Consider the following 24,525-nt stretch of genomic DNA (forward strand, 5'->3'; position numbering starts at 1 on the left):
CTCCCAGTACTCGCGGTTACACCGTATGCGGCCGAAGCGGCGGGGACCTCCACAGATCGGAGGAGATCCCCGCCGTCGCCGGATTGCTCAGAAACCCAACAGGTGATTGCCAGACGCCAGCGCCAGGTCGTGGCTGGCGTCGAGGTGGCTGTTGACCAGCGTGGTGTCGTGACTGGTATCCAGTGACGTGTGGCTGGATGAGCTGGATGAGTCGTGCGTCGAGCTGTCGTAGGTCTGCTGCGCCGAGTTGCCGGAGTGGTCGGTGACCGCGGTCGTGGTGTGGGTGTAGCTCGGCGAGCTGGTGTGGTTGCCAGTGTTGGTCGACGTCTGGCTGTCGATGATGGTGATACCGCCGCCACCGGCGTTGCCGCCCGAGGCGTGGCCGCCGCCGAGACCGATCAGGCTGCCGCCGGCGGACGCGCCGCCGCCGTTGCCGCCGCTGGCGTCGACGTTGTGGAGGACGGGGCCGCCGTTGTCCTTGATCACGGTGCTGCCGCCGGTGGCGGTGGTGCCGCTGTCGCTGACGTGGCTGTGCCCGACCGCGACGTTCGATCCGGTTCCGGCCAGCACGTCGCCGTTGTTGACGTCGTTGCCGTTGCCCAGCACCGCGCCGTCGCCGCTGACGATGTCACCGTGGTTATTCCCGTCGACGACCACGCCGCCTCCCGTGGCGGTGTTCGTGGTCTTGTTGCCGAAGGTGATGTCACCGAAACCGAGGTTGAACGCACCCTGCTGAGCGTTGGCGCCGGCGTCTTGGTGTGGGCTCAGCAGCGAGGTATCGGTCTGCGGAGCGAATGTCGGCGACGGCGCGTAGGTCGGCTCGTAGGTCGGGGCGAATCCGTATTGGTTGGACACCGCCCGCTGCAGGCCGACGATCGGGTCGCCGCCGCCGAGCGCCAGACCGGGCACAGCGGTGGCCGCGACGGTCGAAACCTGGGCGGCCGTGACACCGGCGAACCCGGCGTCACGCACGGTCTGATCCGGTGCGGCGACGAACGCACGTGCGGCGTCCTCGTTGCGGAACAGGTCGAGGATCCAGTCGAGGAGAGTGAGCATGGTCGAGACCTTTCGGGAAGGTGCTCGCCGGCCTGTCCGGCGATCTGCAGACGACGTTATGGCCGTCGGCGTCAGCCGAAAACGGGGTTGCAACCCCTCTTCACCGAGCCTCCACTAGGGCTCACCAGGGGTGCTCCCCTAGGGGATTAGGGGATCCCTAGGGGCGCCCCTGGGCATGAAGAAACCCCACGTCACGTAGACGTGGGGTTTCGTGGCGGAGATCAGAACAGGTCGAAGCCGGGGTGGTCCGTGCCATGGCTGTCGTCGACGTGGGTGTGGTCCCAGGTGGTGTGATCCGCCCAATCCGTCCCGGCGTCGCTGCCCGCGTCATGCTCGAAACCGATATCGGTGACCTGCGCCGAAGTGTCCGGCAGCGACGCGTCGATCAGACCGGAATCAGCGCCGGGATCGGTGATCAGCGCCGGATCCACGCCGGAGTGCTGGGCAACGTCGGTGATCACCGAGTGGACGTCGGCCACGGTTGTGGCGGGCAGGTGCGCATCGAAGGCGTCGAAGGCGGCCGTCGCGGCGCCGCTCGCCCACACGTTGCCGTCGCCGCCGGCACCGGAGCTGGAGCCGAACCCGCCCGCCGAGACCGGACCGGACAGTGAGTCGGCCACCATCGGAATCAGATTATTGACGTCAGCGCTGGTCACATCGGGCAGATGGGCGTCGGCGATGGCGCCGGCCGGGTCGGCGGCATACCGCGCGGCGGCGTCGGGATCCCGCACGAGCGACATCACGAAGTCGAGCAACGAGTTTGCCATGGAACGTCTTCCCTCCTACCGCCGATAGTCACAGTGGAATTCCAGCTGCTGCCCAGAATGCTATCCGGCAGCAGGTCAGCCGTGATCGGTGTCGAAGCCACCCGATGCGCGGCGGCATTAGGGGGTGTGACCTTAGGGGTTCCGGCGACGTTAGGGGATCGCTGCCGGGTTTTGGCATGGGCAGCACTTAAGGTGAAGACAGCCACCGACGCGGCGGCGAAGGGATGTGCGAATTGAGCGAATCGCTGGGTTTGTCGATCGGCGCCACCAACCTGGGGGCAGCGCGCCCGGGCCGGCAGCCGGTGACCCGCCGGTCGGTGCTCACCTTGTGGGCCAATCGGCCCGCCGAGGTCGGGGTCCCTTCCCAAAATCCGGAGTTGACCAGCCCCAACCTCACCGAGGCCGGCCAGGTGTTCCGCGGGTTCGTCGAGCGGGTGGGCGATCCGGTGCCGTTGGTGGCCGCCGACGGGTCGTCGCATCGCAGCGATGACCTGATCGCCGAGGCGCTCGAGGCGATGGTCCGCGCGACGGATGACGGCTCGCCCCCGTCCACCCTTGTGGTCGCGGTCCCGGCGTACTGGGGTCCGGGAGCGGTCGGATCGCTACGCGGGGCGCTGCGCACCAGGCCCACCCTGTCACCCAACGGCGTGCCCCCGACGCTGATCTCCGATTCGGCGGCCGCGCTGGCCGCCCTGAAGGCCGACCCCGGACTGCCCGACCGCGGAGTGGTCGCGCTGTGCGACTTCGGCGGCAGTGGCGCCAACATCACCCTCGCCGACGCGGGTGCCAACCTCCAGCAGATCGGCGAAACGGTGCGTTTCGCCGAGTTCTCCGGCGACCAGATCGACCAGGCGCTGCTGACGCACGTGCTCGCCGGCACCCGCGATGCCGCCAACATCGACCCGGCGAGCACCAATGCCGTCGGCGCGCTGACCCGGTTACGTGACGAATGCCGGCAGGCCAAGGAGCGGCTGTCCTCGGAGACCGCGACGGTGGTGCCGGTCGATCTGCCCGGATTCCGCTCCGACATCCGAGTCACCCGACCGGAATTGGAAGCCCTGATCGCCGAGCCGCTCGCGGGATTCCTCGATGCGCTCGGAGACGCGCTGGAACGCAACAGGATTCCCGCGGTCAATCTGTCCGCGGTCGCCACGGTCGGCGGCGGGGCGGCGATACCGCTTCTCACCCAACGACTTTCCGAAGAGCTGCGGGTTCCCGTGGTCACCACGCCGCTGGCCGGACTCAACGCGGCGATCGGCGCCGCGGTGATCGCCGCGAGCGGTGGCGCACCGGATGCGCCGACGGGCATGGCGGTGGCCGCCGCCGACGCACCGACAGGACTTGCCCCGACTGCATGGGCAGCGGGGACCGCCGGGGCCGCCGCCACAGAGTCAGCGACCGACGGTTCGCCGTCGGCGACATTCCGTGCGCTGGCATGGTCGCAGGACGACGCGCCCGGCTCCGAGCCGGTGCCGTATTCGGGCGAGGACTACACGTTCGACTATGCCCAGCAGGCGCAGGGCGCCACCGGCCAACGCCCGATGATCGAGTTCGAACCTGAGGACGCCGAGCCTGCAGTGGTGGACGCGCCGGTGCCGTGGTACCGCCGCCCACCGCTGCTGTTCGGCATCGCCGCGGTTCTCGCCTCGGTAGCAGTTGGCGGGCTGGCGATCACGCTGACCAGTTCCGACAGCACGCCCACCACGACGACCACCCGGGTGACGAAGCCCGGTGAGCAGCCCGCGGACGCGCCGGCCACGAGTGTCGTTCCGCCGCAGACGGTTACGGTTACCGGCTCGGACGGAAACCCGACTGAGTCGACGATCCCGGCGACCACCACCGTCGTGCCGACGACCACCACGACCACGCCCAGCACAACGACCACGACCACCACCCCGTCGACAACGACGACAACAACCACGACCACGACAACCACCACGACGACCACGACGCCTCCCACGACGACGACCACCACAACGCCACCACCGACGACAACCACCACGCAGCCGCCAACGACAACGACAACGGCCGCCCCGCCGACTACCACGGTCGCGCCACCGACGACCACGGTCGCCCCGCCGACGACGCACGAGGTCCTCACCGGCGTCACATCGCCACCGGCGAACTAGCCGATAGTGGCCGATCCAACTCTGGTGCAAAGCCTTTCGCCCACTGCGGCGAACGCGATCAGCGCACTGGGTTCGGCACCGGTCAAGCTGGTGGTGACCGGCGGCGTCGGCACCGGGAAGAGCACGCTTCTCGTCGCGGCGCGTGATGCCCTGCGTGACGCCGGTTCCGCCGTCCTGACCCGGCCGCCCGCACCCGGCGATCCCGCCGGTGCGGCCGTGGTCGTCGACGATGCTCATCTGCTGGCCGGCGCCGAGATACGTCAGCTCACCGAACTGGCCGGCGATCCATCCTCGACCGTCGTCGTGGCGGTGCAGCCGCGTGACCACGACGAGGAACTGCAGGCCCTGATCACCGCAATTGAGCGCGAGCGGCCACGGATCATATTGGCGCCCATGTCATCTGGCGAGCTGTCCCGGATGATGACCGATCCGTCCGGGCATCCGCCCCGCACCGAGTTGGTCACCAACATTCTCGTCGCGACGGCCGGTATCCCGTTTCTGGTCGACGCCGCGCTGGCGTCGACCCGCCCCTACTCGGCGGGATCGATCGCGCAGAACGCGCTGTACGCCCTCATCGACCGGTTACGCCGGCTCGGCGAACCCGAACTCGACGCGCTGCTGATCACGTCGCTCAGCCGTGACCTGGGTGCCGCCGATCTGGCTGCGGCGCTCGATGTTCCGGCCGAGGAAGCCAGGATCCTGATCGACCGGGCCCGTGCCACCGGACTGGTCGAGCCCGCGCACAGCCCGCACTTCCTGCGCTCGGTACACCGCGCGACAGCACAGATCCTCGGCAACGCCCGCCATCACGACGTCGAGACGGCGCTGCTGCGCTCACAGATCGCGATGTCGACGCTCTCAACGGACCTCGCGCTGCGGCTCGCCGAGCACGGCGTGCGTGACGAGCAGCTGGCTGACGTCCTCCGCCGCCAAGCCGGTGGGAGCCGTACCGATCCGGCCTCGGCGGCCCAGCTCTACCGCGCCGCGGTCGACGCCGGCGCGGTGGAACTGCGTGCGCAACTGGCCGATTCGCTGGCTCTGGCCGGCGAGTGCTCGGATGCCGCCAGCGCGGCCGACGATCTGCTCACCTCCGAGGACCCCGCCGAGCGGGCGGCCGCCGTGCGGGTGGCCGCCAGTATGGCGATGCACAACGGAAACTCAGCCCAGTCTGCCGATCTGTTCGGCTGGCTGGGCCCCTTCCCCGACGCGTCCGCGAGTGCCGCGGCGGCGATCGCGCTGACTGCGACCGGCGATGCCGCCGCGGCCGAACGTGCGCTGGCCGTGGACAGCGCCGGTCCCCCGACTGCGGCATCCCGCGCCGCGCGCAGCCTGGCCGAGGGCCTGATATCGACGCTGCAGGCGCCCTACTCGACCGCAGCGGTCAGACTCGGTGCGGCCATGGCCGCGGAGTACTCGGCGACTCAGGTTCTGCCGGACAGTCCTGCGGCGTTGGTCACGTTGGCGGCGTTACATGGTGGTGATCCGGTCCGCGCGCACAGTGTCATCGCCAGAGCGGTGCGCACCGACCGGGACGGCGAGGGCGCGCTCTATGGGCACCGGCACCGGTTGCTGCTGGCCTGGACGAAAATGCAGGACGGTCAACTGGCTGCCGCCGCCTCGGATATCGCCGGTATCGACGGTTCGTATCGCCGGGACGCGCTGTGGTCTGCGGCGCTGCGTACCGCGTTGGCGCGCCGCGGTGGCGACGCGGGCGCCCTGCACAAGCACTGGTATGCCGCGATGGAGGTGCTGGTCGAGTATTCGGTCGATCTGTTCTCCCTGCTACCGCTGGGCGAGCTGTGGGTGGCGTCGGCCAGGATCGGCCAGCAAGACCGGCTGATGCCCGCGCTCGAGCAGGCCTTCGGGCTGCTCGAGTCACTGGGAAACCCGCTCACCTGGTCGGTACCCCTGCGCTGGGCGGGCGTGCACGCCGGGATCCTGGCCAACGATCCCGGCGCGGTGGCCCCGCACGGGCAGGCGCTGACCGCCGCCGCCGCACACAGCCCGTTCGCTAAAGCGCTGGCGATGGCCGGACGCACGTGGCTGCGGGTGCTCGCCGGCCAGGTCGACGCCGACGAGGTCGCCCTGGCCGCGCGGGGACTGGCGCAGTTCGGCCTCACCGCCGACGCCACCCGACTGGCTGGGCAGGCGGCGCTGCAGACCTCCGACCCCAAGGTGTCCGGGCTGATGCTGCAGGTCGCCCGGGATTTGAAGGTCGCGGTGAGTGACAACGTTGGCGACGACGGGCAGCCCCAGACATCCGAGCCCGGTGGGACTGCGTCGGCAGGCGGGCGGGCGATGTCATCGCCGCTGTCCGACCGCGAGCGCGAAGTGGCCGAGCTTCTGTTGCTGGGCATGCCATACCGCGATATCGGCGCACAGCTGTTTATCTCCGCCAAGACCGTTGAGCATCACGTCGCGCGCATTCGGCGCCGGCTCGGTGCGGAATCCCGGTCGGAAATGCTGTCTATGTTGCGGGCGATTCTGACGACCGAGAGCTGAGAGCTCCGGCATACCCAAGGCTGACTCAGGCCAAGTTAGGTCAGCCTTTGTAGCGGGGCTAATGGCCGGGATGCAACTATGAGCTGGATTGGAGTCAAGTTACTGGTCGGTAACTTGCACTAAGTTACCGTTGGGTAACTTACTACAGGGAGGCAGACCGTGAGCGCTCTCGACTGGGGCAGGCTGGTGGTTGGCTTACTGGCCACCGCCATCGTGTTGGTCTTCGCCGCACGCCGCGTGCAGTTCTTGACCAACCTGATCCGGTCGGGTCAGCCGGTCAGCGACGAGAGCGGCCGCAAAGACGACATCCCGGCTCGGATCAAGGCGCAATTCACCGAAGTCTTCGGGCAGAAGAAGCTGCTGAAATGGTCGATCCCCGGCCTCGCGCATTTCTTCACAATGTGGGGCTTCTTCATCCTCGGCTCGGTGTATCTCGAGGCCTATGGCGTGCTGTTCAACCCGGAATTCCACATTCCGTTGGTCGGCCGCTGGAATGCACTGGGCTTCCTGCAGGACTTCTTCGCCGTCGCCGTGCTGCTCGGCATCATCGTCTTCACGATCATCCGGCTGCGCTCCGAACCCAAAGACTATGGACGCGATTCGCGGTTCTACGGCTCGCACACCGGCGGCGCCTGGCTGATCCTGTTCATGATCTTCCTGGTCATCCTGACGTTCGCGTTCTTCCGCGGCGCCTCGGTCAACGCCCTCGGTGAGGACTTCCCCTATGGCTGGGGTGCGTTCTTCTCGCACGGCATGGGCGCGCTGCTGGCACCACTAGGACACACCGCCAACGTGTGGATCGAAACCATCTCGCTGATGGGCCACATCGGCGTCATGCTGGCGTTCCTTCTGATCGTGCTGCACTCCAAGCACCTGCACATCGGCCTCGCGCCGATCAACGTCACCTTCAAGCGGCTGCCCAACGCCCTGGGCCCGCTGCTCCCGGTCGAATACAAGGGCCAGCAGATCGACTTCGAGGATCCCGCCGAGGACGCCATCCTGGGCCGCGGCAAGATCGAGGACTTCACCTGGAAGGGCTACCTCGACTTCACCACATGCACCGAGTGTGGTCGCTGCCAGTCCCAGTGCCCGGCATGGAACACCGGAAAGCCGTTGTCCCCCAAGCTCGTGATCATGAACCTGCGCGATCACCTATTCGCGAAGGCGCCCTACATCATCGGCGGCAAGCCGATGCCCAACGGGGAGAACGAGGCCGAGCAGCTCGTCTCCACCGAGGGTGGTTTCATCGAGTCCAAGCACGACGAGCATCACGCCGTCCCGGAATCCGGCTTCGAGCGCATCATGGGCTCCGGTCCGGAGCAGGCGACCCGCCCGCTGGTCGGCACCCTGGAGCAGGGCGGCGTCATCGACCCCGACGTGCTGTGGTCCTGCACCACCTGCGGCGCCTGCGTGGAGCAGTGCCCGGTGGATATCGAGCACATCGATCACATCGTCGACATGCGCCGCTACCAGGTGATGATGGAGTCGGAGTTCCCCTCCGAGCTCGGCGTGCTGTTCAAGAACCTGGAGAACAAAGGCAACCCGTGGGGCCAGAACGCCTCGGACCGCACCAACTGGATCGACGAGGTCGACTTCGACGTGCCGGTGTTCGGCCAGGACGTCGACAGCTTCGCCGGTTTTGAATACCTGTTCTGGGTCGGCTGTGCGGGCGCCTACGAGGATCGCGCGAAGAAGACGACGAAGGCCGTCGCCGAGCTGCTGGCCGTCGCGGGCGTGAAGTTCCTGGTTCTGGGCACCGGCGAGACCTGCACCGGCGACTCGGCACGGCGCTCGGGTAACGAGTTCCTGTTCCAGCAGCTGGCCGCGCAGAACGTCGAGGCCCTCAACGACCTGTTCGAGGGAGTCGAGCGGGTCGACCGCAAGATCGTGGTCACCTGCCCGCACTGCTTCAACACGCTGGGCCGCGAGTACCCGCAGGTGGGTGGCAACTTCACGGTGTTGCACCACACGCAGCTGCTCAACCGCCTGGTGCGGGACAAGAAGCTGGTTTCGGTCAAGCCGGTCGGGCAGGACATCACCTACCACGACCCGTGCTATCTGGGCCGGCACAACAAGGTCTACGACGCGCCTCGTGAGCTGATCGGCGCGTCCGGCGCCACGTTGACGGAGATGCCGCGCCACGCCGACCGCGGCCTGTGCTGCGGCGCTGGTGGTGCGCGCATGTGGATGGAAGAGCACATCGGCAAGCGGGTCAATACCGAACGCACCGAGGAAGCCATCGACACCGGCGCCTCCAAGATCGCCACCGGCTGCCCCTTCTGCCGCGTGATGATCACCGACGGTGTCGACGACGTGGCCGCCACGCGCGATATCGAGAAGGTCGAAGTTCTCGACGTCGCACAGCTACTGCTGGGCTCGCTGGACCTCAGCACCGTCACGCTGCCGAAGAAGGGCACCGCTGCGCGCGAGGCGGAAGCTGCCGCCGCGGCGGCACCGGCCGAAGCACCTGCGGCGCCCAAGTCTGAGCCCGAACCCGCTGCCGAGACCGCCACAGCCGCGCCGTCGGCGCCGGCCAAGGAAGCCGCGCCGGTCAAGGGACTCGGCATCGCAGGCGGCGCCAAGCGTCCCGGCGCCAAGAAAGCCGATGCGCCCGCTGCTCCGGCTGCCGAGGCGCCGGCCGCCCAGCCCGTCAAGGGACTTGGCATCGCAGGCGGCGCCAAGCGGCCCGGCGCCAAGAAAGCCGCAGCTCCTGCTGCTGAAGCGCCGGCCACTGAAGCTCCCGCAGCACCGGCCGCCCAAACACCAGCTGCTGCCGAGCCGGCTGTGAAGGGACTGGGTATCGCCGCGGGCGCCAAGCGGCCCGGTGCCAAGAAGGCTGAGGCACCGGCCGCGCAAGCTCCCGCAGCACCGGCCGCGCAAGCTCCTGCGGCTGAGGCGCCGGCCAAGGCCGAGCCCGTCAATGAGCCGCCGGTCAAGGGTCTCGGCATCGCTGCCGGCGCTCGTCGTCCGGGCGCCAAGAAGGCCCCGGCCGCGACACCCGCTCCCGCCGAAGCAGCGGCACCCGAGCCTAAGGCAGAGGCGCCCGAGCCGAAGGCGGAGGAACCCGAGGCCGACGCCCCGCCCGTCAAGGGCCTTGGCATCGCCAGGGGCGCACGCCCACCGGGTAAGCGCTAGGTCTGACGCCCTATGGGCGGGTGTCAGTTGACGACGGCAGCGGTGTTGCGGGCGCGTTTCTCCTCGTAGAATCGCGCCCGCTCATCGACTAGGCCCAAAAACCCGACCAGTTCCTCGCGGGCCCGTTCACCGATCGGGCCAAAATCGTTGCGGTCAAATATGTTCCAGAAACGCAGCACCGGCACCAGCACGTCGTCATGGTGGATGCGCAGATCGTAGATCCCCGCTTTGGCGATGGTGATCGCGTTCTTGGCGAAGTCGGTCAAGCCCTGACCGGGCATCGCGAAGTTGATCGCCTCATCGCGGATCGCAGTCATCGCGGCGTCGGGGTCGATATCGAGGGCGGCGCCCATCAGGTTGCGATAGAAGACCATGTGAAGGTTCTCGTCGGCTGCGATGCGGGCCAATAGCTGGTCGGCGACCGGGCAACCCGATGCACGGCCGGTGTTGCGGTGCGAGATACGGGTGGCCAACTCCTGAAACGACACGTACGCCAGCACAGCCAACGGCGTCTTGTCCCCGGAGTCGTATCCGGCAACCGTGTGTTCCATCCGAAGACGTTCCAGGACAACGGGATCGACGCCGCGCGTGACCACCAGATAGTCCCGGAGCGCAATGCTGTGGCGACCTTCCTCGGCGGTCCACTGTCCAACCCACGTGCCCCATGCTCCGTCGCGGGTGAACCGGGTGGCGATCTCGCGGTGATACGACGGCAGGTTGTCCTCGGTGAGGAGATTCACCGTCATGGCGACCTTGGCGACGGGGTCCAGCGGCGAGTCCTGCGGCTGCCAGTCTTCCCCGCCAAGCAGCGCGAAATCGCGCCCTCGGCCCCACGGAACGTAGTCGTGCGGGAACCACTCGCGCGCCACCGAAAGATGGCGGTCGATGTTCTCTGCGACGACAGGTTCGAGTTCGTGCAACACAGCCACTTGTGCGTCCATGGGTCATCCCCTCCAGGGTTGCCGGCGCGAGCGGTTCACTCAGTAACCTACGGTACCGTAGGTTACGGTACCGTAGGTTCACGCACGCAACAAGAGTGCCCACGCCGGCGACGACGTGGGCACTACCCCTAACTGGGAGTTGAGCCAGCTCAGCCGATCTTGGTCAGCTGGAACGGAACCTGGGTGATCTGCCCGCCCGGGCAGTCACCGTTGGAGTCCGCGGTGATCGTTCCCGCCATGGTGGCGGCGTCGATCGAGTAGGCGATCCGCACCGCCGCGTAACTGCCGTTGTCGCAGACAACCCCGTCGGGCTTGGTGACGGTGAAGTTCCACCGGCCGTCAGTGAAGGTGGCCACGCTGGTCCAGCCCAAGGTGCTGGTGAGGTTGGCGGTACATCCATTGACCACGGGATCGCAGCTGGACGCCGCCGTCACGACGGCGCCGTCGTCCCCACCCTTGACGGCGTAGGTGCCATTGATCGCTGCTGGATCGGCGGGCGCAGAAGCAGCAAAGCTCAGTGCGGCGGCGGCCGCCAGCACAGCTGCAGTCGTCAATGTGCGGGTGATCTTCACGTTCATCCCTTTGCGCCGTCGGGGCCGGTAGTGACGACCCAAGCTAGCAGTCAATTCAGCCCCAGAAGCCTCGCCCGCACAGCAGAGTCACAGTTGTATCCGAGGCGTCTTTCAATCGTGACTTCGGCCGATCACAGCAAAGCCATAATCGATCAGAACTGAAACCAAGTTGCGTCGGAATGGGAGAATCATCTGCGTGACTACCCACCAGTTACCGTGGCACGGCACGAGCCAGCACCCTCGGCCGCGCACGTTCACGCAGTCGACCAAGCTGCAGGACGTTCTCTACGAGATCCGCGGGCCGATCCACGAGCACGCTAACCGGCTGGAGAGCGAAGGTCACCGAATCCTCAAGCTCAACATCGGCAATCCCGCGCCGTTCGGCTTTGAGGCGCCCGACGTGATCATGCGCGACATGATCGCCTCGCTGCCCGACGCTCAGGGCTACTCCGACTCCAAGGGCATCGTCAGCGCCCGCCGCGCGGTGTTCACCCGCTACGAACTGGTCGAGAATTTCCCTCGCTTCGATATCGATGATGTCTACCTCGGCAACGGGGTCTCCGAGCTCATCACCATGACCCTGCAGGCGCTGCTCGACAATGGCGACCAGGTGCTCATCCCCGCGCCGGACTACCCCCTGTGGACGGCATCGACCGCACTGGCCGGCGGCACCCCGGTGCACTACTTGTGCGACGAGACCAACGGCTGGATGCCCGACATCGCCGATCTGGAATCCAAGATCACCGACCGCACCAAGGCGCTCGTCGTGATCAACCCGAACAACCCCACCGGCGCGGTATACAGCCGCGAAATCCTCGAGCAGATGGTCGAATTGGCCCGCAAGCATCAGCTGCTGCTGCTGGCCGACGAGATCTACGACAAGATCCTCTACGACGACGCCAAACACATCAGCCTGGCCTCGCTGGCGCCGGATCTGCTGACCCTGACGTTCAACGGGCTGTCAAAGGCCTACCGGGTGGCCGGCTACCGGTCAGGTTGGCTGGTCATCACCGGACCCAAGGAACACGCCAGCAGCTTCATCGAGGGCATCAGCCTGTTGGCCAATATGCGCCTGTGCCCGAATGTGCCTGCACAGCACGCCATTCAGGTTGCACTCGGCGGACACCAAAGCATCGACGATCTGGTATTGCCGGGTGGCCGGCTGCTCGAGCAGCGTGATGTCGCCTGGAGCAAGCTCAACGAGATTCCCGGGGTGTCGTGCGTCAAGCCCACCGGCGCGCTGTATGCCTTCCCGCGACTCGACCCCGAAGTGCACGACATCCACGACGACGAACAGATGGTGCTGGATCTTCTTCTGCAAGAAAAGATTCTGGTCACCCAGGGCACCGGCTTCAATTGGCCGGCCCCGGATCACTTCCGGATCGTGACGCTGCCGTGGGCACGCGATCTGACCAAGGCCATCGAACGGCTCGGCAACTTCCTGGCCAGCTACCGCCAGTAAACACTCAGGCCAGCCGCTCTACCCTGTCCGGGTGACGCATTCGCATTCACACAGCGGCCCGGCTCCGTTGAGTCCGCTGGCGGCCCGGATCGTCATGGTCGCGCTGGCCGTGATCGGTTTGGCGACGGTCGTCGGCGCGGTATTACTGTGGCCGAGCGGCTCGAAGGTCGACATTCCCCTGCCGTTCCAGAACGGTCAGGGCGGCGCGGTCACCACCGAGGGTGGTCATGTGGTGTCCAGCAGTCTGGCTGACTGTGGCAGCCCGTCGGCCGGCCAAGTGCTCACCGCATCGCCCACCCCGGGGATATCCGGCAGTGGCACCTGCGTGCAGACGGTGGTGGCGATCGACAGCGGACCGAACCGGGGCGCGTCCACGATGCTGGAGTTCTCCCCCGGACCGGGTCAGCCGAACCTGTTGGCGGGCGACACCATTCGTATCTTCCGGCAGGTCGATGAGCAGGGCACGACCAGCTATGGGTTCTACGACTACGAACGCACCTGGCCGCTGATCGCCCTGGCGGCGGTGTTCGCGATCGTCATTGTGGCGGTGGCGCGCTGGCGTGGGCTGCGAGCGCTGGTCGGGATTGTGGTGGCGTTCGCGATTCTGGTGGTCTTTCTGCTCCCGGCGTTGCGGGACGGCGCCCCAGCGGTTCCCGTCGCGCTGGTCGCCTCGGCGGTCATCCTGTTCGCCGTGATCTACCTGGCGCACGGCGTCAGTCTGCGCACCAGCGCGGCCCTGCTGGGCACACTGACCGCCATGCTGTTGGCGGCGGGGTTATCTTGGGCAGCAATCGAACTCGCACATCTGACCGGCTTGTCGGAGGACCAGAACAATGAGGTCGCGGCGTACATGGGCCACGTGTCGATCCAGGGCTTGCTGCTGGCCGGCTTCATCATCGGCTCGCTGGGCGTGCTCAACGATGTGACGATCACCCAGGCCTCGGCGGTCTTCGAGCTCGCCGCCGGTCATGACTCACGCAGACAGATCTTCGCGCGCGCCATGCGCATCGGTAGCGACCACATCGCCAGCACGGTGTACACCCTGGTACTGGCCTACGCCGGTAGTTCGCTGCCGCTGCTGCTGTTGTTCAGTGTCGCCAACCGCTCACTGTTCGACGTTTTGACCAGTGAGAGCGTGGCCATCGAGATCGCCCGCTCGGCGGTGGGCGGTATCGCGCTGGCATTGTCGGTGCCGCTGACCACCGCGATCGCCGCGGTACTGGCTACCCCTGGTCAAGCAGCTTCAGCAGGTAACCGCCATAGCCTGACTTGACCAGCTCCGCGGCGCAGCGGGCCAGCTGCTCATCGTCGATGAAGCCCATCCGCCATGCGACCTCTTCGGGGCAGGACACCTTGAGTCCTTGGCGGTATTCGATGGTGCGTACGAAATCGCTTGCGTCCAAGAGTGAATCGAAGGTGCCGGTGTCCAGCCAGGCGCTGCCGCGCGGTAGCACTTCGACCGTCAACCGACCCTGGTCCAGATAGGTCTGGTTGACTTCGGTGATCTCCAGTTCACCGCGCGGTGACGGCCGCAGCCCCCGGGCGATCTCGATGACGTCGTTGTCGTAGAAGTACAGCCCCGGCACCGCGTAGTTCGACTTGGGGTGCGCCGGCTTCTCCTCCAGCGATAGCGCGGTGCCGTCGGCGGCGAACTCGATCACACCGTAGGCCGACGGATTGGCGACCCGGTAGGCGAAGATGGCCGCGCCCTGGATATCTCGAAATCGGCTCAGGCTGGTCCCGACGCCCGGTCCGTAGAAGATGTTGTCACCCAAGACAAGTGCGACGGTGCCGGTGCCGATGTGGTCAGCCCCGATCAGGAACGCCTGCGCCAGCCCGTCGGGCCGATCCTGAACGGCGTAGCTGATGTTGACGCCGAGCCGTGCTCCGTCTGCGAGTAGCCGATGGAACGCGGGGGCGTCGTGGCCGGTGGTGATCACCAGGATGTCGCGGATACCCGCCATCATCAGCGTGCACAGCGGGTAGTAGATCATCGGCTTGTCGAACACGGGCAGCAGCTGCTTGCTGGGCCCCATGGTGATCGGATGCAGCCGCGTGCCTGACCCGCCGGCCAGGATGATCCCACGCAAGTTGGTCAGGCCTGCAGATCTTCGTCGGACATGTCGGTGGCGGCCAGCGCTGCCGCCAGGTCATCGTGGCGGAACGCCGACGTGACGTGGTCGTGAACCACCCGGAAGGCCGACGCCGCGGTGCGTACGTTGGCCGGGTCGGTGGTCGAGGTCAGCCGCTCTTCGACGACAACGACACCGTCGCGGTAGTAGATCTCGCCCACTTCGATGGGGCCTGCCGAATCCTGTGCCCAGTCCCGCAGCGCGGCATGGCCCTGTGCGGCACCATTCGCGTCCCCGATCTCGATGTCGTCGCTGGACAGCGAGACCAGGGTGTCGAGGTCCGCGGTACTCAGCGCGTCATGCCAGGCCAGAACGGTGGCGATCTCCGAAGTGCTCATTTCGCTAAAACTACCGGTCTAGAAGGGTGTGCGGGCCAACCAGGTGTCCCAGACACCTGCGTCGCCGAATACCTCAAGGCCTTCCTGGGCGGCGGTGCGACGACGCACGACGGCCAACAGCAAGCTGCGCGCCGGCCCCCGCAGCGCGGCGGTGGCCTTGCCGTGTTCGTGGTCGAGGGCGATGCCGTCGGGGCGCCCGAGGATGGTCCACTCGCCGGCCTCGCCAAGGTCGGGCTCGGTGGCGTGCAGGTGTACCGACTGCCCGTCTCCGAGCGGCCGGTCGCCGCCGGCGGGACCTTCCTCGTCGGCCTGGATGACCACCCGCTCCAGCCATTCGGTGATGGCGTCGGCAGCCACAGCGGGGTCGACGTCATAGTCGACGCCCAACGCGATGGCGGCGTCGGCCCGATGGACCACGACCTCGTGCAGCCGCCGGCGGATCCACCAGTCGGCGGGCCGCGGTCCCAGGAACGTCCAGACCGGGGTGTCGGCGCCGGTTTGTGTGACGGCATCGATGAGCTGGCGCGGTCCGGCCTGCAGCCAGTCGATCTCGGCGTCCCGGCCCTCCGGCGGCTTGCCCCCCGCGACGGTGCGCGGGTCGATGTAGTCCATCGACTGTTCGGCGACGATCTGGGCGCACCACCGGTCGCCGCGCCCGACGTGACGCATCAGCTGCTGGAGCGTCCAATCAGGGCAGGTCGGCACCGGGATCGATAGATCGGCGTCGCGCAGAAGGTCGGCGAATGCCGCGTTTTCGGCGATCAGTGCGGTTGCGAAGTCCACGAAGGAGAACCTACGTCACCACCGGGCGGCCCAGCGCGTAAATCTTCCATCCGGCCGTCTCCCAGCGTGCGGTGTCGAGGCAATTGCGGCCGTCCACAATGACTCTGGCCCGAACATGCTGCGCCAGTTCGTCCGGGTCGAGGTCGACGAACTCCTGCCATTCGGTCAGCACCAGGACGGCATCGGCACGATCGCACGCCTCCAAAGCCGAGGTCGCGTAGGTCAGCGTCGGGAACAGCCGCTGCGAGTTCTCCATCGCCTTGGGGTCGTACACGTTCACGGTGGCACCGTTGAGCTGCAGCAGGCCGGCGACGTTGAGCGCCGGGGAATCCCGCACATCGTCGGACTCGGGCTTGAACGCCGCGCCGAGCACCGCCACGTTGGCGCCCAGCAGCGAGCCGCCGCACGCGGTGGTGGCCAACTCGACCATCCGGGTGCGGCGTCGCATGTTGATGCTGTCCACCTCACGCAGGAACGTGAGCGCGTGGTTGGCACCCAGCTCGCCGGCGCGAGCCATGAAGCCCCGAATATCCTTGGGCAGGCAACCGCCGCCGAAACCCAGTCCCGCATTGAGGAATCGACGCCCGATACGGGGGTCGTGCCCCAGCGCGTCAGCCAGGACACGAACATCGGCCCCAGCGGCCTCGCACACCTCGGAGATCGCGTTGATGAATGAGATCTTGGTCGCCAGAAAGGCATTGGCCGACACCTTGACCAGTTCGGCGGTTTGCAGGTCGGTCAGCAGGAAGGGTATTCCTTCAGCGAGCAGCGGTGCGTACATCTCCCGCAGAACCGGCTCGGCGCGCGTCGAATCAGGCTGTACACCAACGACGATGCGGTCCGGGTGCAGGGTGTCCTGCACGGCAAATCCCTCGCGCAAGAATTCCGGATTCCAGGCGATCTCGACATCCACGCCATCTCGGGCCAGTGATTTCGCGCGCCGGCTCAACTCGGCGGCGGTGCCGACGGGAACCGTTGACTTGCCGACGATCACGGCGGGCCGGGTCAACCGGGGCACCAGCTCGTCAATGACGGCGTTGACGTGGCGCAGATCCGCGCCGTATTCGCCCTTTTTCTGTGGGGTTCCGACACCGAGGAAGTGCACATCGGCAAAGTCGGCGGCCGCGTCGTAGTCGGTAGTGAACTGCAATCGGCCAGCAGAGAGGTTGTCCCGCAACACCTTTGCCAGTCCCGGTTCGTAGAACGGGATGTCGCCGGACGACAGTTTGGCAATCTTGCCGGGATCGATATCGATCCCGACGACGTCATGGCCGAGTTCGGCCATGCCCGCGGCGTGAGTTGCTCCCAGATAACCGGTGCCAAAGACTGTGCATCGCATACTGCCCTCTATAGGCAGCCCCGATGTTGGCACCGCATCGCGACACTGAGCGTGAGGCTAACGGCCGGTGAATTCAGGCCTCGCGGTCACTGCCCGAAGCTCGGGAACGGCCACAACGGGCTGCCACCTGAACCCCGGCCTGAGCTGCCGGGCCCGCCCGAGCGGGAACCGCCTTCAGACCCTGAACTCGAGCTCGACCCACCCGATCCGTAGCCACCGCCAGAGCCGTACCCACCGCCGGAGCCGTACCCGCCGCCGGAACCCGAGCCATAACTGCCCGATCCGCCGGCCGCGCTCGGACTACTGGGCGCCTCGGTCACCACCGGCGACGACGGATAGCCCGGCGACGACGGGTAGCTCGGCGACGACGGCGACGAGGGCTCCTGTGACGGCTGAGACGGCTGATTCGACGGCTCCTGCGACGACGGATTCGACGGGTAGCTCGGCGACGACGGGTTCGACGGATAGCTCGGCGATGACGGGTACGAGGGATAGTGCGGCGCCCGCGGCGGCCGCAGGAACGGCGGCAACAGCGGTGGCAGGACGATCACTGGCGGCGCGATGATGGGGGCCGGAATAACCGGCGCGACCGGGGCGGGGGCCGGGGCCTCAGGAACCGGAGCGGGCGCGGGCGCCTCGGGAGCGGGAGCAGGCGCGGGGGCTGCGGGTGCGGCGGCAGGCGCGGGCGCCTGCGGCGCCGGGGTCACGTAGACCGTCCTCGGCGCCTGCTGCACGACGGGGACCGGCTCCTGGATGGTGTCGGGGACCGACGGCGGGGACGGGGGCAGCTGCGCCGCTTCGGGCGCCACCGCAGCCGGCGTCTGGCTGCTCGGCACGATCACGCTCTCCGCCGGATTGGGCCGCTGATTGACCGTTGGTCGGATGCTGACCGCCAGGGAGATCACCAGAGCCACCACGCCGATCACGAAGATCGACGCCAGCGCGCTGCCGACCAGCAGGAACGGTTTGTGCTCCGGCTCATCGACGGTGAAATCCGGATCGGCGGGGATCGCGTCGTAGCCGAGGTCGTCATCCAGCTCATCGAGCACTTCGCTGTAGCCGAGCGGTGCCATGTAGCCGGCGGCGGCCAGCTGGGTGCCGGCTTCCGACATCTCGGTGGCCGCGCCGGCGGGATAGGCCTTGCCGGCGGTGGTCCCGTCAGGATCCTGGGCGTAGCCGAGACCGACGGTCGAGGCCTCATAGCGGGGCGTGGCAGCGGACGCCAGCGCGGCACCGCGAGCCAGGGCCAGTTCGGCTTCCTCGGGGGCGTGCACCGGCAGTGTGGTGCCCAGCGCGAGCTGCGACTTCACCGCGGAGACGTCGACGCCGGCGCCGAGGACGAACAGACCGTGCGGCGGCTGGTCGAGACCTTCCAGGCCAGCGATCATGCGCTGCAGTTCGGCGACCGCGTCCTGAGCGTGCAGGCTCTCGGTCTGGACCTTGACGATCGCGCCGCCGGCGGTCTCGACCACGGCCACGGTCGCGGTGTCGCGGTCGAGCAGCATCAGGGCCGTCCGGTCATAGCCGACGGTCTGGCCGACCGCCTGGGCCAGTGCGCCGGCGGCATGCAGTTCAGACACCAGGACGACGTCATCGATCTTGTGCGCTTTGAGCGCATCGCGCAGATCCGCCGCCGCGGCGTGGTCGGTCCAGGTGACACCGGTGGACACCAGGCGGTGACCGCCTTCGGTGGCGCTCTCCCGGGTGCCGAGAATCGCCGCGACAACTTGCTCGGCGGCGGTTGCCGAACCTTCGCCGGTAGCGATGTCGAAGGTGTCATTGTCGACGGTCACGCCGTCCGCTTTCTCGCCCTCGACCAGCACCATGCGGACCGTCGATGGTGTCATGGACACACCAAGTGCGATGTCCACTACCCCTCCAAGGTTGTTTGCTGGGTCCCCCGACCCGCTGCTGCGCTCCACCCTGCTAGAGCCGCCCGACTAGAAAGTTCATCGCCGCAGCTAGCGGCTCTGTTACAGCCGAACGGGTTAGCTGGTAGCCGACAGCTGACCCTGGAGTTCCGAGGTTACTCGCCGGGCTTGGACTGGATGAAGTTCTGATACGAGCGGGACGGAGTGGGGCCTCGTTGGCCCTGGTATTTCGAGCCGACGCTGGCGCTGCCGTACGGATTCTCGGCGGGGCTGGTGAGCCGCAGCAGGCATAGTTGGCCGATCTTCATGCCCGGCCACAGGGTGATCGGCAGGTTGGCGACGTTCGACAGCTCCAGGGTGATGTGGCCGGAGAATCCCGGGTCGATGAAGCCCGCGGTGGAGTGCGTCAGCAGGCCCAGCCGGCCGAGCGACGACTTGCCTTCGAGGCGCCCGGCGAGATCATCGGGCAGCGTGCAGCATTCCAGCGTCGAGCCGAGGACGAATTCGCCCGGATGCAGCACGAACGGTTCGCCGTCCTCGGGCTGGACCAGGCTGGTCAGCTCGTCTTGCTGCTTGGCGGGGTCGATGTGGGTGTAGCGGGTGTTGTTGAAGACCCGGAACAGGCTGTCCAGCCGGACGTCGACGCTCGACGGCTGCACCAGGGCGTCGTCGAACGGGTCGATGCCCAGGCGTCCATCGGCGATGGCGGCGCGGATATCACGATCGGAGAGCAGCACGCGACGAGCGTATAGAAGTGCGGCAGAAAGCGGCCGACCTGCCGGAGTTTGTGAAGGTTGGCGGCGGAGTTGCTATCCTTCGTCAGCACCAGGCCGATGTAGTTCAATGGCAGAACATCAGCTTCCCAAGCTGAATACGCGGGTTCGATTCCCGTCATCGGCTCCATGTTGAGCAGCGGCGACGCTGTTCGAACTGTTCGACTAGCCGGTGTCAGTGTCACGGGATGTCACAACTCGGTTCAAACTGTCACTGGCGGCCCTCAGCGCATCATCTTGGGAGTGGGCGTACAGCTTCATCGTGAGCGATGCATCCTTGTGCCCGATCCACGCGGCGATGACGGCCACCGGTACTCCCGACAGGTGCATCAACGTCGCGCAGGTGTGCCGGGCCGCGTGCAACTTGATATGGCGCACACCAGCGGCTTTTACTGCGTCACGCCAGTATCGCGACAGCACCGCTGGGGAGTAGGGCTCGCCAATCTCGTTCGACACCACATAGTTCCACGCGCCGCCGTCGCGGCCCATGGCGAGGCGTGCGGTGGCCTGCTGCGCCTTCGCAGCCTTGAGCGCCGCCACCAGCCGATCCGGCAGCGGAAGGGTCCGCCGCGACATAGCCGATTTTGGATCGTTCTCCGTCGTCTTTCCGCCCGCCGACACACGATTGTTGGTGATGCTCAGCGTTTTGGCCGCGAGGTCCACGGCAGTCCATCGAAGCCCCGCGATCTCGCCGCGGCGCAAGCCTGATAGAGCAAGTTCCCAGGCGTGGGCCAGTCGGTCATCAGCGATGGCAGCCAACAACTTGTGCACCTCTGCTTCTGTGTATGTATCGACGGTCTTGTGCGGCTTGCTTCGAGATTCGAAGGAGGACACCTTCGACAGCTTTACCGCCAAGGTCGAGCAAGCCTGACTGTAAGTTGCGGGCAGTGAAAGCCCCGCCGGACCGTCTCAATACTAAAGAATTGAGACGCCATCGGCGGGATCGCCCGTGAACGCGGAACCTCCACGTCATGCTGTCTCAAAAAATGTTCCAAAAACCGTGTCTCACATTGACGTGTTGTGCGACTTTTGCGACACTAGTTGCATGCCCACCCCAACGCCGTCCGCCGCGACCGGAACTCTCCTGGGCTATGCCCGCGTCTCCACCGGACATCAGTCGCTCGACCAGCAGACCGACGCACTCACGGGATCGGGTGTCGACCCGGCCCGCATCTATTCAGACAAGCTCTCCGGCACCTCGACCCGTGAGCAGCGGCAGGGCTTGGCCGCGCTGATCGACTATGCCCGCAAGGATGACGTGATCGTCGTCTTTGCAGTCGACCGCTTGGGTCGCTCCGCATCTGAAGTTATGTCCACCGTTGCCGACTTGCTCAATCGGGGCATTATCATCCGCGCCCTCCGCGAGGGCGTCGATTCGTCCACCCCCACCGGTCGCGCAGTGTTGGGCATCATGGCTTCGTTGGCGGAACTCGAACTGGAGCTGGGCCGGGAGCGTCGCACGGCGGCTCGTGAGGCGCGACGAGCACGCGGTCAGGCCATTGGACGACCTAAGGCTCTGGATGCCCAAAAGGCGGCGCTCGCGCAGCGGATGCATGTCAGCGGTGAGTCTGCGACGACCATCGCGGCAGCCCTTGGTGTCAGCCGCGCCACCGTCTACCGCGTGTTGGCCGAAGCTGACGAATAACCCCGGCGGCCTCTGTTTCGCGCCTGGCATCTTGCTTGGCCGCCACAACCTCTTCTCATCGATGTGATCGCCTGCTTGTTAACGAATGCATAGCGCACTGAAAGTGTGGCGGTGGTGGGATTTCTCCAGAGGGGTCGGCGCGTCCGGGGCGGGTCCTCACTCCGTGCAAGTGTCTATTGCCGACCCCGGCGTTTTCATCTGGTCCGCCCAGTCGTGTCCTTTTCGCCACTCGCGTTGGAAACCCCGCCATTGAGCCCCCTGGGGAGGGTCCGCCCTCGGTGGTCAGCCACTTGGGAGGTCGAATTGCCTCAACGCCTTCACAGTGAACCGCCAGCTACCGCTAATATTCGGCGGTGACAAGGCGATGAAGCCCTCCCCGGCCTGCAATTCACACCTCAGAGGACAAACCATGATTTGTCGATTTGCCATCACCACCGCAGTGGTTGCTTCGGGCTTTCTCGTCGCACCAGCAGCTCACTCGACTCCACTCGTCGCAGCATCTCCATGCGCACCGGGGACGTACGTAAATCCGGATGATTTGAGTGCATGCATACCGAACGCACCAGGCAATGACTACGTAGCATTGTCAGCGTCGGTCAGCGCAGGACGAACGTTTTGGGGCACAGCACCCAGCGAACGCGAAGCGGATCGTGTCTCTATTGCCCAGTGTGTTGCGTCGACCAATTCCGCTTGCGAGATGATCGCACGTACGCACAATGGCTGTATCGCAGTCGCATATAGCGACGGTGCCACCCCCGCTAGCGAGGCAGGAATCGGCCTCACGCCAGATGCCGCCTCGGCCGAATCGTTGGCGCGGTTGCACGGTGGACAGGTATACGACGTCAAGTGTTCCGCACCGTAACCATCACCGCCGACCGCGACTCGGGCCGCCCATTCAGGCCAGATCAGAGGACAAACCATGATTTGTCGATTTGCCATCGCCACCGCAGCGGTTGCTTCCAGCTTTCTCGTCGCACCAGCGGCTCACTCGACCCCGGTCATCGCAACACTCGAATGCCCACCGGGGACGTACGTGAATCCCGACGATCTAAATGCGTGCCTACCAAACACGCCAGGAAACGACCACGTCGCGTTATCGGTCTCTGCCAGTGCTCAGGAACTTTACTGGGGCAGAGGATCCAGCCCACAAGAAGCCAGCCGTATCTCGATGGCCCAATGCGTCGCAGCGACCAACTCCGCTTGCGAGATCATCGCGCAGACGCAAAATGGCTGCATCGCACTTGCATACGACGACGATCCCATGGCCCAAGCAGGGATCGGCCCCACACCGGAAGCCGCTTCAACCGATGCATTGAGTCGCCTAAACCATCATGGAGAAGGACATATTTGGGCCTCCTACTGCTCCTCGCCCTAACGTCGCCCCGACCGCGACATCCATTTCGCGCGCCGGCTGTCTCTGTAAGGCGTGCCTCTGTCGCGGCGTGACGCCGAAGACACGGCCATCATTCATGATCCGGGGAGCGCGAAATTCGTCCGCAATCCGTCCGCAGTAGCTTCGACAGCCTCCTCAACTCGCCAACGCTGACAACCCCTTGACCTGCTGATTCTTAACGTTCCCAACGCGATCAGCAGGCGCAAACGCCCAAGTGGTCTCGTTCGCATCGAGAAGGTCGCTCGCAGCCGAGAAATCCCAGTTCAGAGGCCAAAATGCTCTCTGAACGAGCATTCTTGTCGGCACCATGGGGCAATCTATCCTCATGACAGGCGCAAGAATCAACAACGCTCTCCGCGCCCCGGATGCAACACTGGCAATGTCGCCGCTGCTAACGACGGGTACCAGGGGGAACACATGACCAAGATTGAAACCCTCACTGACGACCAGCTCCGTGACCGGCGCGAAGAGATACTTTCAAAGCTCGGCATCACGCTCCCCGAGCTGCGCAGGCGTGCCATGCACTACGCACTCGTTGGCGACGAGTACGACGCTTGGGAGCAGCTCTCGTCGATAGCATTCCTTCTCGGGGAGACGGTTGCGTAGAACGGCACGCACCGATGTCCTTGTCGCACGACGAGTTCAACGAGCAGGTATTCAACTTCACCAACGACGTCGAGCGGGCGATCACCGCGCTCGCAGACGAAAACTGGTCGATTGACGCCGAATTAGCCTCGGAGAACAGCGACCGGCTACGGGCGGTTGTCGACGCCAAAGTTCAGCTGTGCGAACCAGTCCGCCGCGACGCCAGGCTGGCCGAACTGGTCGTCGTCTACAAATTGTGCGTCGACTCGTTTAGCCGGTATATCGCGGTTGAGCACTCGTCCTTCATGCTGAAGGCGGTGCTTGACCGAACGCCGATCATCCGGTGGGACTATGACAGGTCGCCGAACAACAAACCCAGTTCACACATGCAGATCACGGCCCATCGAGGCGCACTCTCGCATCTCTTGTCCAGGCTGGATCACCCGACGCCGCACAGTATCGAGTCGCTGCACCTGCCCATGGGCGGGGACCGCTTCCGACCCTGCCTCGAAGACATCGTCGAGTTTCTCATTCGCGATTGCGGATTTGATGGGCAAAAGGGTTGGAAGACCACGGTGAAAGACGGTCGAGCGAAGTGGCGACGCATTCAGGCCAGGGCGGCAGTACGAGACGCTCCTGGCGAAGCAGCTGCCGCACTGGAGGATCTGGGCTTCACGGTGATACCACCAGCCGATGGCGCACCGGACGAACGCATCGACAAATTGACCGGGTGGTGATGTCACCACGGTGTCACAAGTGGCCGAAATTAGCCCGGACTCCGGTGGACACACGCGGACGTGATTCAGCTGGTGAAGCCACGTCGACGGACAGTCAGCGACAGCGGAGGATGCCTCAAATCGACTTCCCAAGCTGAATACGCGGGTTCGATTCCCGTCATCGGCTCCACGCCTAGCTGGCTATTCGGCGAGAGCCGGTCGAACTCGGCGACAGCGAGCCCGTCACCTTGCCCAGAGGTCGACAGCTGCAACACTTCTTGCCCTTGTGGCCCGGCGATCTTTCCGGTGGCGCCGGCTCCACCAGGGCGGAATGCGGCGGGATCGCCGGCGTTGCATCGGGCACCCTGCGTGCTTGCTCTTGTTGG

At 66.1% G+C, this 24,525-nt stretch carries 21 protein-coding genes and 1 tRNA gene; 11 read left to right on the plus strand and 11 right to left on the minus strand.

Going from position 1 to position 24,525, the window contains the following annotated elements; all coding sequences use genetic code 11:
- Positions 1 to 87: 87 nt before the first annotated feature.
- Together G6N38_RS08525 and G6N38_RS08530 are read right to left on the minus strand one after the other, a co-directional pair.
- Entirely contained in the window at positions 88 to 1,056 is a 969-nt protein-coding gene (locus G6N38_RS08525) for an IniB N-terminal domain-containing protein (RefSeq protein ID WP_163747131.1), read from the minus strand.
- Positions 1,057 to 1,277: 221 nt separating this feature from the next.
- Positions 1,278 to 1,823, minus strand: coding sequence for an Rv0340 family IniB-related protein (locus tag G6N38_RS08530; protein ID WP_163747132.1), 546 nt, complete (start codon positions 1,821 to 1,823; stop codon positions 1,278 to 1,280).
- A gap of 233 nt (positions 1,824 to 2,056) precedes the next feature.
- On the opposite strand from G6N38_RS08530, the gene G6N38_RS08535 reads away from it, so the two are divergent.
- From G6N38_RS08535 to G6N38_RS08545, 3 genes are all read left to right on the plus strand, one after another.
- On the plus strand, positions 2,057 to 3,952 hold the full coding sequence (locus G6N38_RS08535) for an Hsp70 family protein (protein WP_163747133.1): 1,896 nt from the start codon (positions 2,057 to 2,059) through the stop codon (positions 3,950 to 3,952).
- Positions 3,953 to 3,958: 6 nt separating this feature from the next.
- Positions 3,959 to 6,454 (plus strand): isoniazid response ATPase/transcriptional regulator IniR, encoded by a 2,496-nt coding sequence (gene iniR / locus G6N38_RS08540; protein WP_163747134.1) that lies wholly within the window; start codon positions 3,959 to 3,961, stop codon positions 6,452 to 6,454.
- A 159-nt stretch (positions 6,455 to 6,613) separates the two neighbouring features.
- Positions 6,614 to 9,589 (plus strand): heterodisulfide reductase-related iron-sulfur binding cluster, encoded by a 2,976-nt coding sequence (locus tag G6N38_RS08545; protein ID WP_163747135.1) that lies wholly within the window; start codon positions 6,614 to 6,616, stop codon positions 9,587 to 9,589.
- A 23-nt stretch (positions 9,590 to 9,612) separates the two neighbouring features.
- On the opposite strand, the gene G6N38_RS08550 is transcribed toward G6N38_RS08545, so the two are convergent.
- Entirely contained in the window at positions 9,613 to 10,530 is a 918-nt protein-coding gene (locus tag G6N38_RS08550; protein ID WP_163747136.1) for an acyl-ACP desaturase, read from the minus strand.
- Between the two features lie 149 nt (positions 10,531 to 10,679).
- The gene (locus tag G6N38_RS08555; protein ID WP_163747137.1) at positions 10,680 to 11,102 is read right to left on the minus strand and encodes a hypothetical protein; all 423 of its coding nucleotides are present in this window, start codon (positions 11,100 to 11,102) and stop codon (positions 10,680 to 10,682) included.
- Positions 11,103 to 11,289: 187 nt separating this feature from the next.
- On the opposite strand from G6N38_RS08555, the gene G6N38_RS08560 reads away from it, so the two are divergent.
- Both G6N38_RS08560 and G6N38_RS08565 read left to right on the plus strand, forming a co-directional pair.
- Positions 11,290 to 12,564, plus strand: a complete 1,275-nt coding sequence (locus G6N38_RS08560) for a pyridoxal phosphate-dependent aminotransferase (RefSeq protein ID WP_163751881.1) — start codon at positions 11,290 to 11,292, stop codon at positions 12,562 to 12,564.
- Between the two features lie 31 nt (positions 12,565 to 12,595).
- Positions 12,596 to 13,837 (plus strand): YibE/F family protein, encoded by a 1,242-nt coding sequence (locus G6N38_RS08565; protein WP_163747138.1) that lies wholly within the window; start codon positions 12,596 to 12,598, stop codon positions 13,835 to 13,837.
- Here the strand turns inward: G6N38_RS08565 and rfbA are convergent.
- The 6 genes from rfbA to dcd form a co-directional block, all read right to left on the minus strand.
- Positions 13,788 to 14,654, minus strand: a complete 867-nt coding sequence (gene rfbA, locus G6N38_RS08570; RefSeq protein WP_163747139.1) for a glucose-1-phosphate thymidylyltransferase RfbA — start codon at positions 14,652 to 14,654, stop codon at positions 13,788 to 13,790. The two genes, G6N38_RS08565 and rfbA, sit on opposite strands and share 50 nt — an antisense overlap.
- A 5-nt stretch (positions 14,655 to 14,659) precedes the next feature.
- Positions 14,660 to 15,034: a nuclear transport factor 2 family protein gene (locus tag G6N38_RS08575; protein ID WP_163747140.1), complete on the minus strand. Its 375-nt coding sequence runs from the start codon at positions 15,032 to 15,034 to the stop codon at positions 14,660 to 14,662.
- Between the two features lie 18 nt (positions 15,035 to 15,052).
- Entirely contained in the window at positions 15,053 to 15,817 is a 765-nt protein-coding gene (locus G6N38_RS08580) for a maleylpyruvate isomerase family mycothiol-dependent enzyme (protein ID WP_163747141.1), read from the minus strand.
- Between the two features lie 10 nt (positions 15,818 to 15,827).
- Complete coding sequence (locus G6N38_RS08585; RefSeq protein ID WP_163747142.1) at positions 15,828 to 17,156, minus strand: UDP-glucose dehydrogenase family protein; 1,329 nt, start codon at positions 17,154 to 17,156, stop codon at positions 15,828 to 15,830.
- Positions 17,157 to 17,242: 86 nt separating this feature from the next.
- Positions 17,243 to 19,027, minus strand: coding sequence for a DUF7159 family protein (locus G6N38_RS08590; protein WP_163747143.1), 1,785 nt, complete (start codon positions 19,025 to 19,027; stop codon positions 17,243 to 17,245).
- A 155-nt stretch (positions 19,028 to 19,182) separates the two neighbouring features.
- Complete coding sequence (gene dcd, locus G6N38_RS08595) at positions 19,183 to 19,764, minus strand: dCTP deaminase (RefSeq protein WP_163747144.1); 582 nt, start codon at positions 19,762 to 19,764, stop codon at positions 19,183 to 19,185.
- Positions 19,765 to 19,856: 92 nt separating this feature from the next.
- Here dcd and G6N38_RS08600 point away from each other — a divergent pair.
- Positions 19,857 to 19,930 (plus strand) — tRNA-Gly (locus G6N38_RS08600).
- 35 nt (positions 19,931 to 19,965) lie between these two features.
- Here the strand turns inward: G6N38_RS08600 and G6N38_RS08605 are convergent.
- Positions 19,966 to 20,634 carry a site-specific integrase gene (locus G6N38_RS08605; protein ID WP_246227793.1) on the minus strand — a complete coding sequence of 223 codons (669 nt, stop codon included), beginning with the start codon at positions 20,632 to 20,634 and terminating at the stop codon, positions 19,966 to 19,968.
- 211 nt (positions 20,635 to 20,845) lie between these two features.
- Between G6N38_RS08605 and G6N38_RS08610 the strand changes: the two genes are divergently transcribed.
- The 5 genes from G6N38_RS08610 (at position 20,846) to G6N38_RS08630 (ending at position 24,160) form a co-directional block, all read left to right on the plus strand.
- On the plus strand, positions 20,846 to 21,445 hold the full coding sequence (locus G6N38_RS08610) for a recombinase family protein (protein ID WP_163747145.1): 600 nt from the start codon (positions 20,846 to 20,848) through the stop codon (positions 21,443 to 21,445).
- A gap of 409 nt (positions 21,446 to 21,854) precedes the next feature.
- Positions 21,855 to 22,307: a DUF4189 domain-containing protein gene (locus G6N38_RS31160; RefSeq protein WP_407662980.1), complete on the plus strand. Its 453-nt coding sequence runs from the start codon at positions 21,855 to 21,857 to the stop codon at positions 22,305 to 22,307.
- Positions 22,308 to 22,364: 57 nt separating this feature from the next.
- Positions 22,365 to 22,820 (plus strand): DUF4189 domain-containing protein, encoded by a 456-nt coding sequence (locus G6N38_RS31165; protein ID WP_407662954.1) that lies wholly within the window; start codon positions 22,365 to 22,367, stop codon positions 22,818 to 22,820.
- 435 nt (positions 22,821 to 23,255) lie between these two features.
- Positions 23,256 to 23,444 (plus strand): hypothetical protein, encoded by a 189-nt coding sequence (locus tag G6N38_RS08625; protein ID WP_163747148.1) that lies wholly within the window; start codon positions 23,256 to 23,258, stop codon positions 23,442 to 23,444.
- A gap of 14 nt (positions 23,445 to 23,458) precedes the next feature.
- Complete coding sequence (locus tag G6N38_RS08630; RefSeq protein WP_246227795.1) at positions 23,459 to 24,160, plus strand: hypothetical protein; 702 nt, start codon at positions 23,459 to 23,461, stop codon at positions 24,158 to 24,160.
- Positions 24,161 to 24,525: the final 365 nt, after the last annotated feature.

This window comes from Mycolicibacterium helvum, assembly GCF_010731895.1.
GTDB lineage: Bacteria > Actinomycetota > Actinomycetes > Mycobacteriales > Mycobacteriaceae > Mycobacterium > Mycobacterium helvum.

Coding starts and splice junctions, on each gene's coding strand:
- G6N38_RS08610 (WP_163747145.1), top strand. CDS start 20,846: ATGCCCACCCCAACGCCGTCCGCCGCGACCGGAACTCTCCTGGGCTAT.
- G6N38_RS08550 (WP_163747136.1), bottom strand. CDS start 10,530: ATGGACGCACAAGTGGCTGTGTTGCACGAACTCGAACCTGTCGTCGCA.
- G6N38_RS08625 (WP_163747148.1), top strand. CDS start 23,256: ATGACCAAGATTGAAACCCTCACTGACGACCAGCTCCGTGACCGGCGC.
- G6N38_RS08630 (WP_246227795.1), top strand. CDS start 23,459: ATGTCCTTGTCGCACGACGAGTTCAACGAGCAGGTATTCAACTTCACC.
- G6N38_RS08525 (WP_163747131.1), bottom strand. CDS start 1,056: ATGCTCACTCTCCTCGACTGGATCCTCGACCTGTTCCGCAACGAGGAC.
- G6N38_RS08585 (WP_163747142.1), bottom strand. CDS start 17,156: ATGCGATGCACAGTCTTTGGCACCGGTTATCTGGGAGCAACTCACGCC.
- G6N38_RS31160 (WP_407662980.1), top strand. CDS start 21,855: ATGATTTGTCGATTTGCCATCACCACCGCAGTGGTTGCTTCGGGCTTT.
- G6N38_RS08530 (WP_163747132.1), bottom strand. CDS start 1,823: ATGGCAAACTCGTTGCTCGACTTCGTGATGTCGCTCGTGCGGGATCCC.
- G6N38_RS31165 (WP_407662954.1), top strand. CDS start 22,365: ATGATTTGTCGATTTGCCATCGCCACCGCAGCGGTTGCTTCCAGCTTT.
- G6N38_RS08575 (WP_163747140.1), bottom strand. CDS start 15,034: ATGAGCACTTCGGAGATCGCCACCGTTCTGGCCTGGCATGACGCGCTG.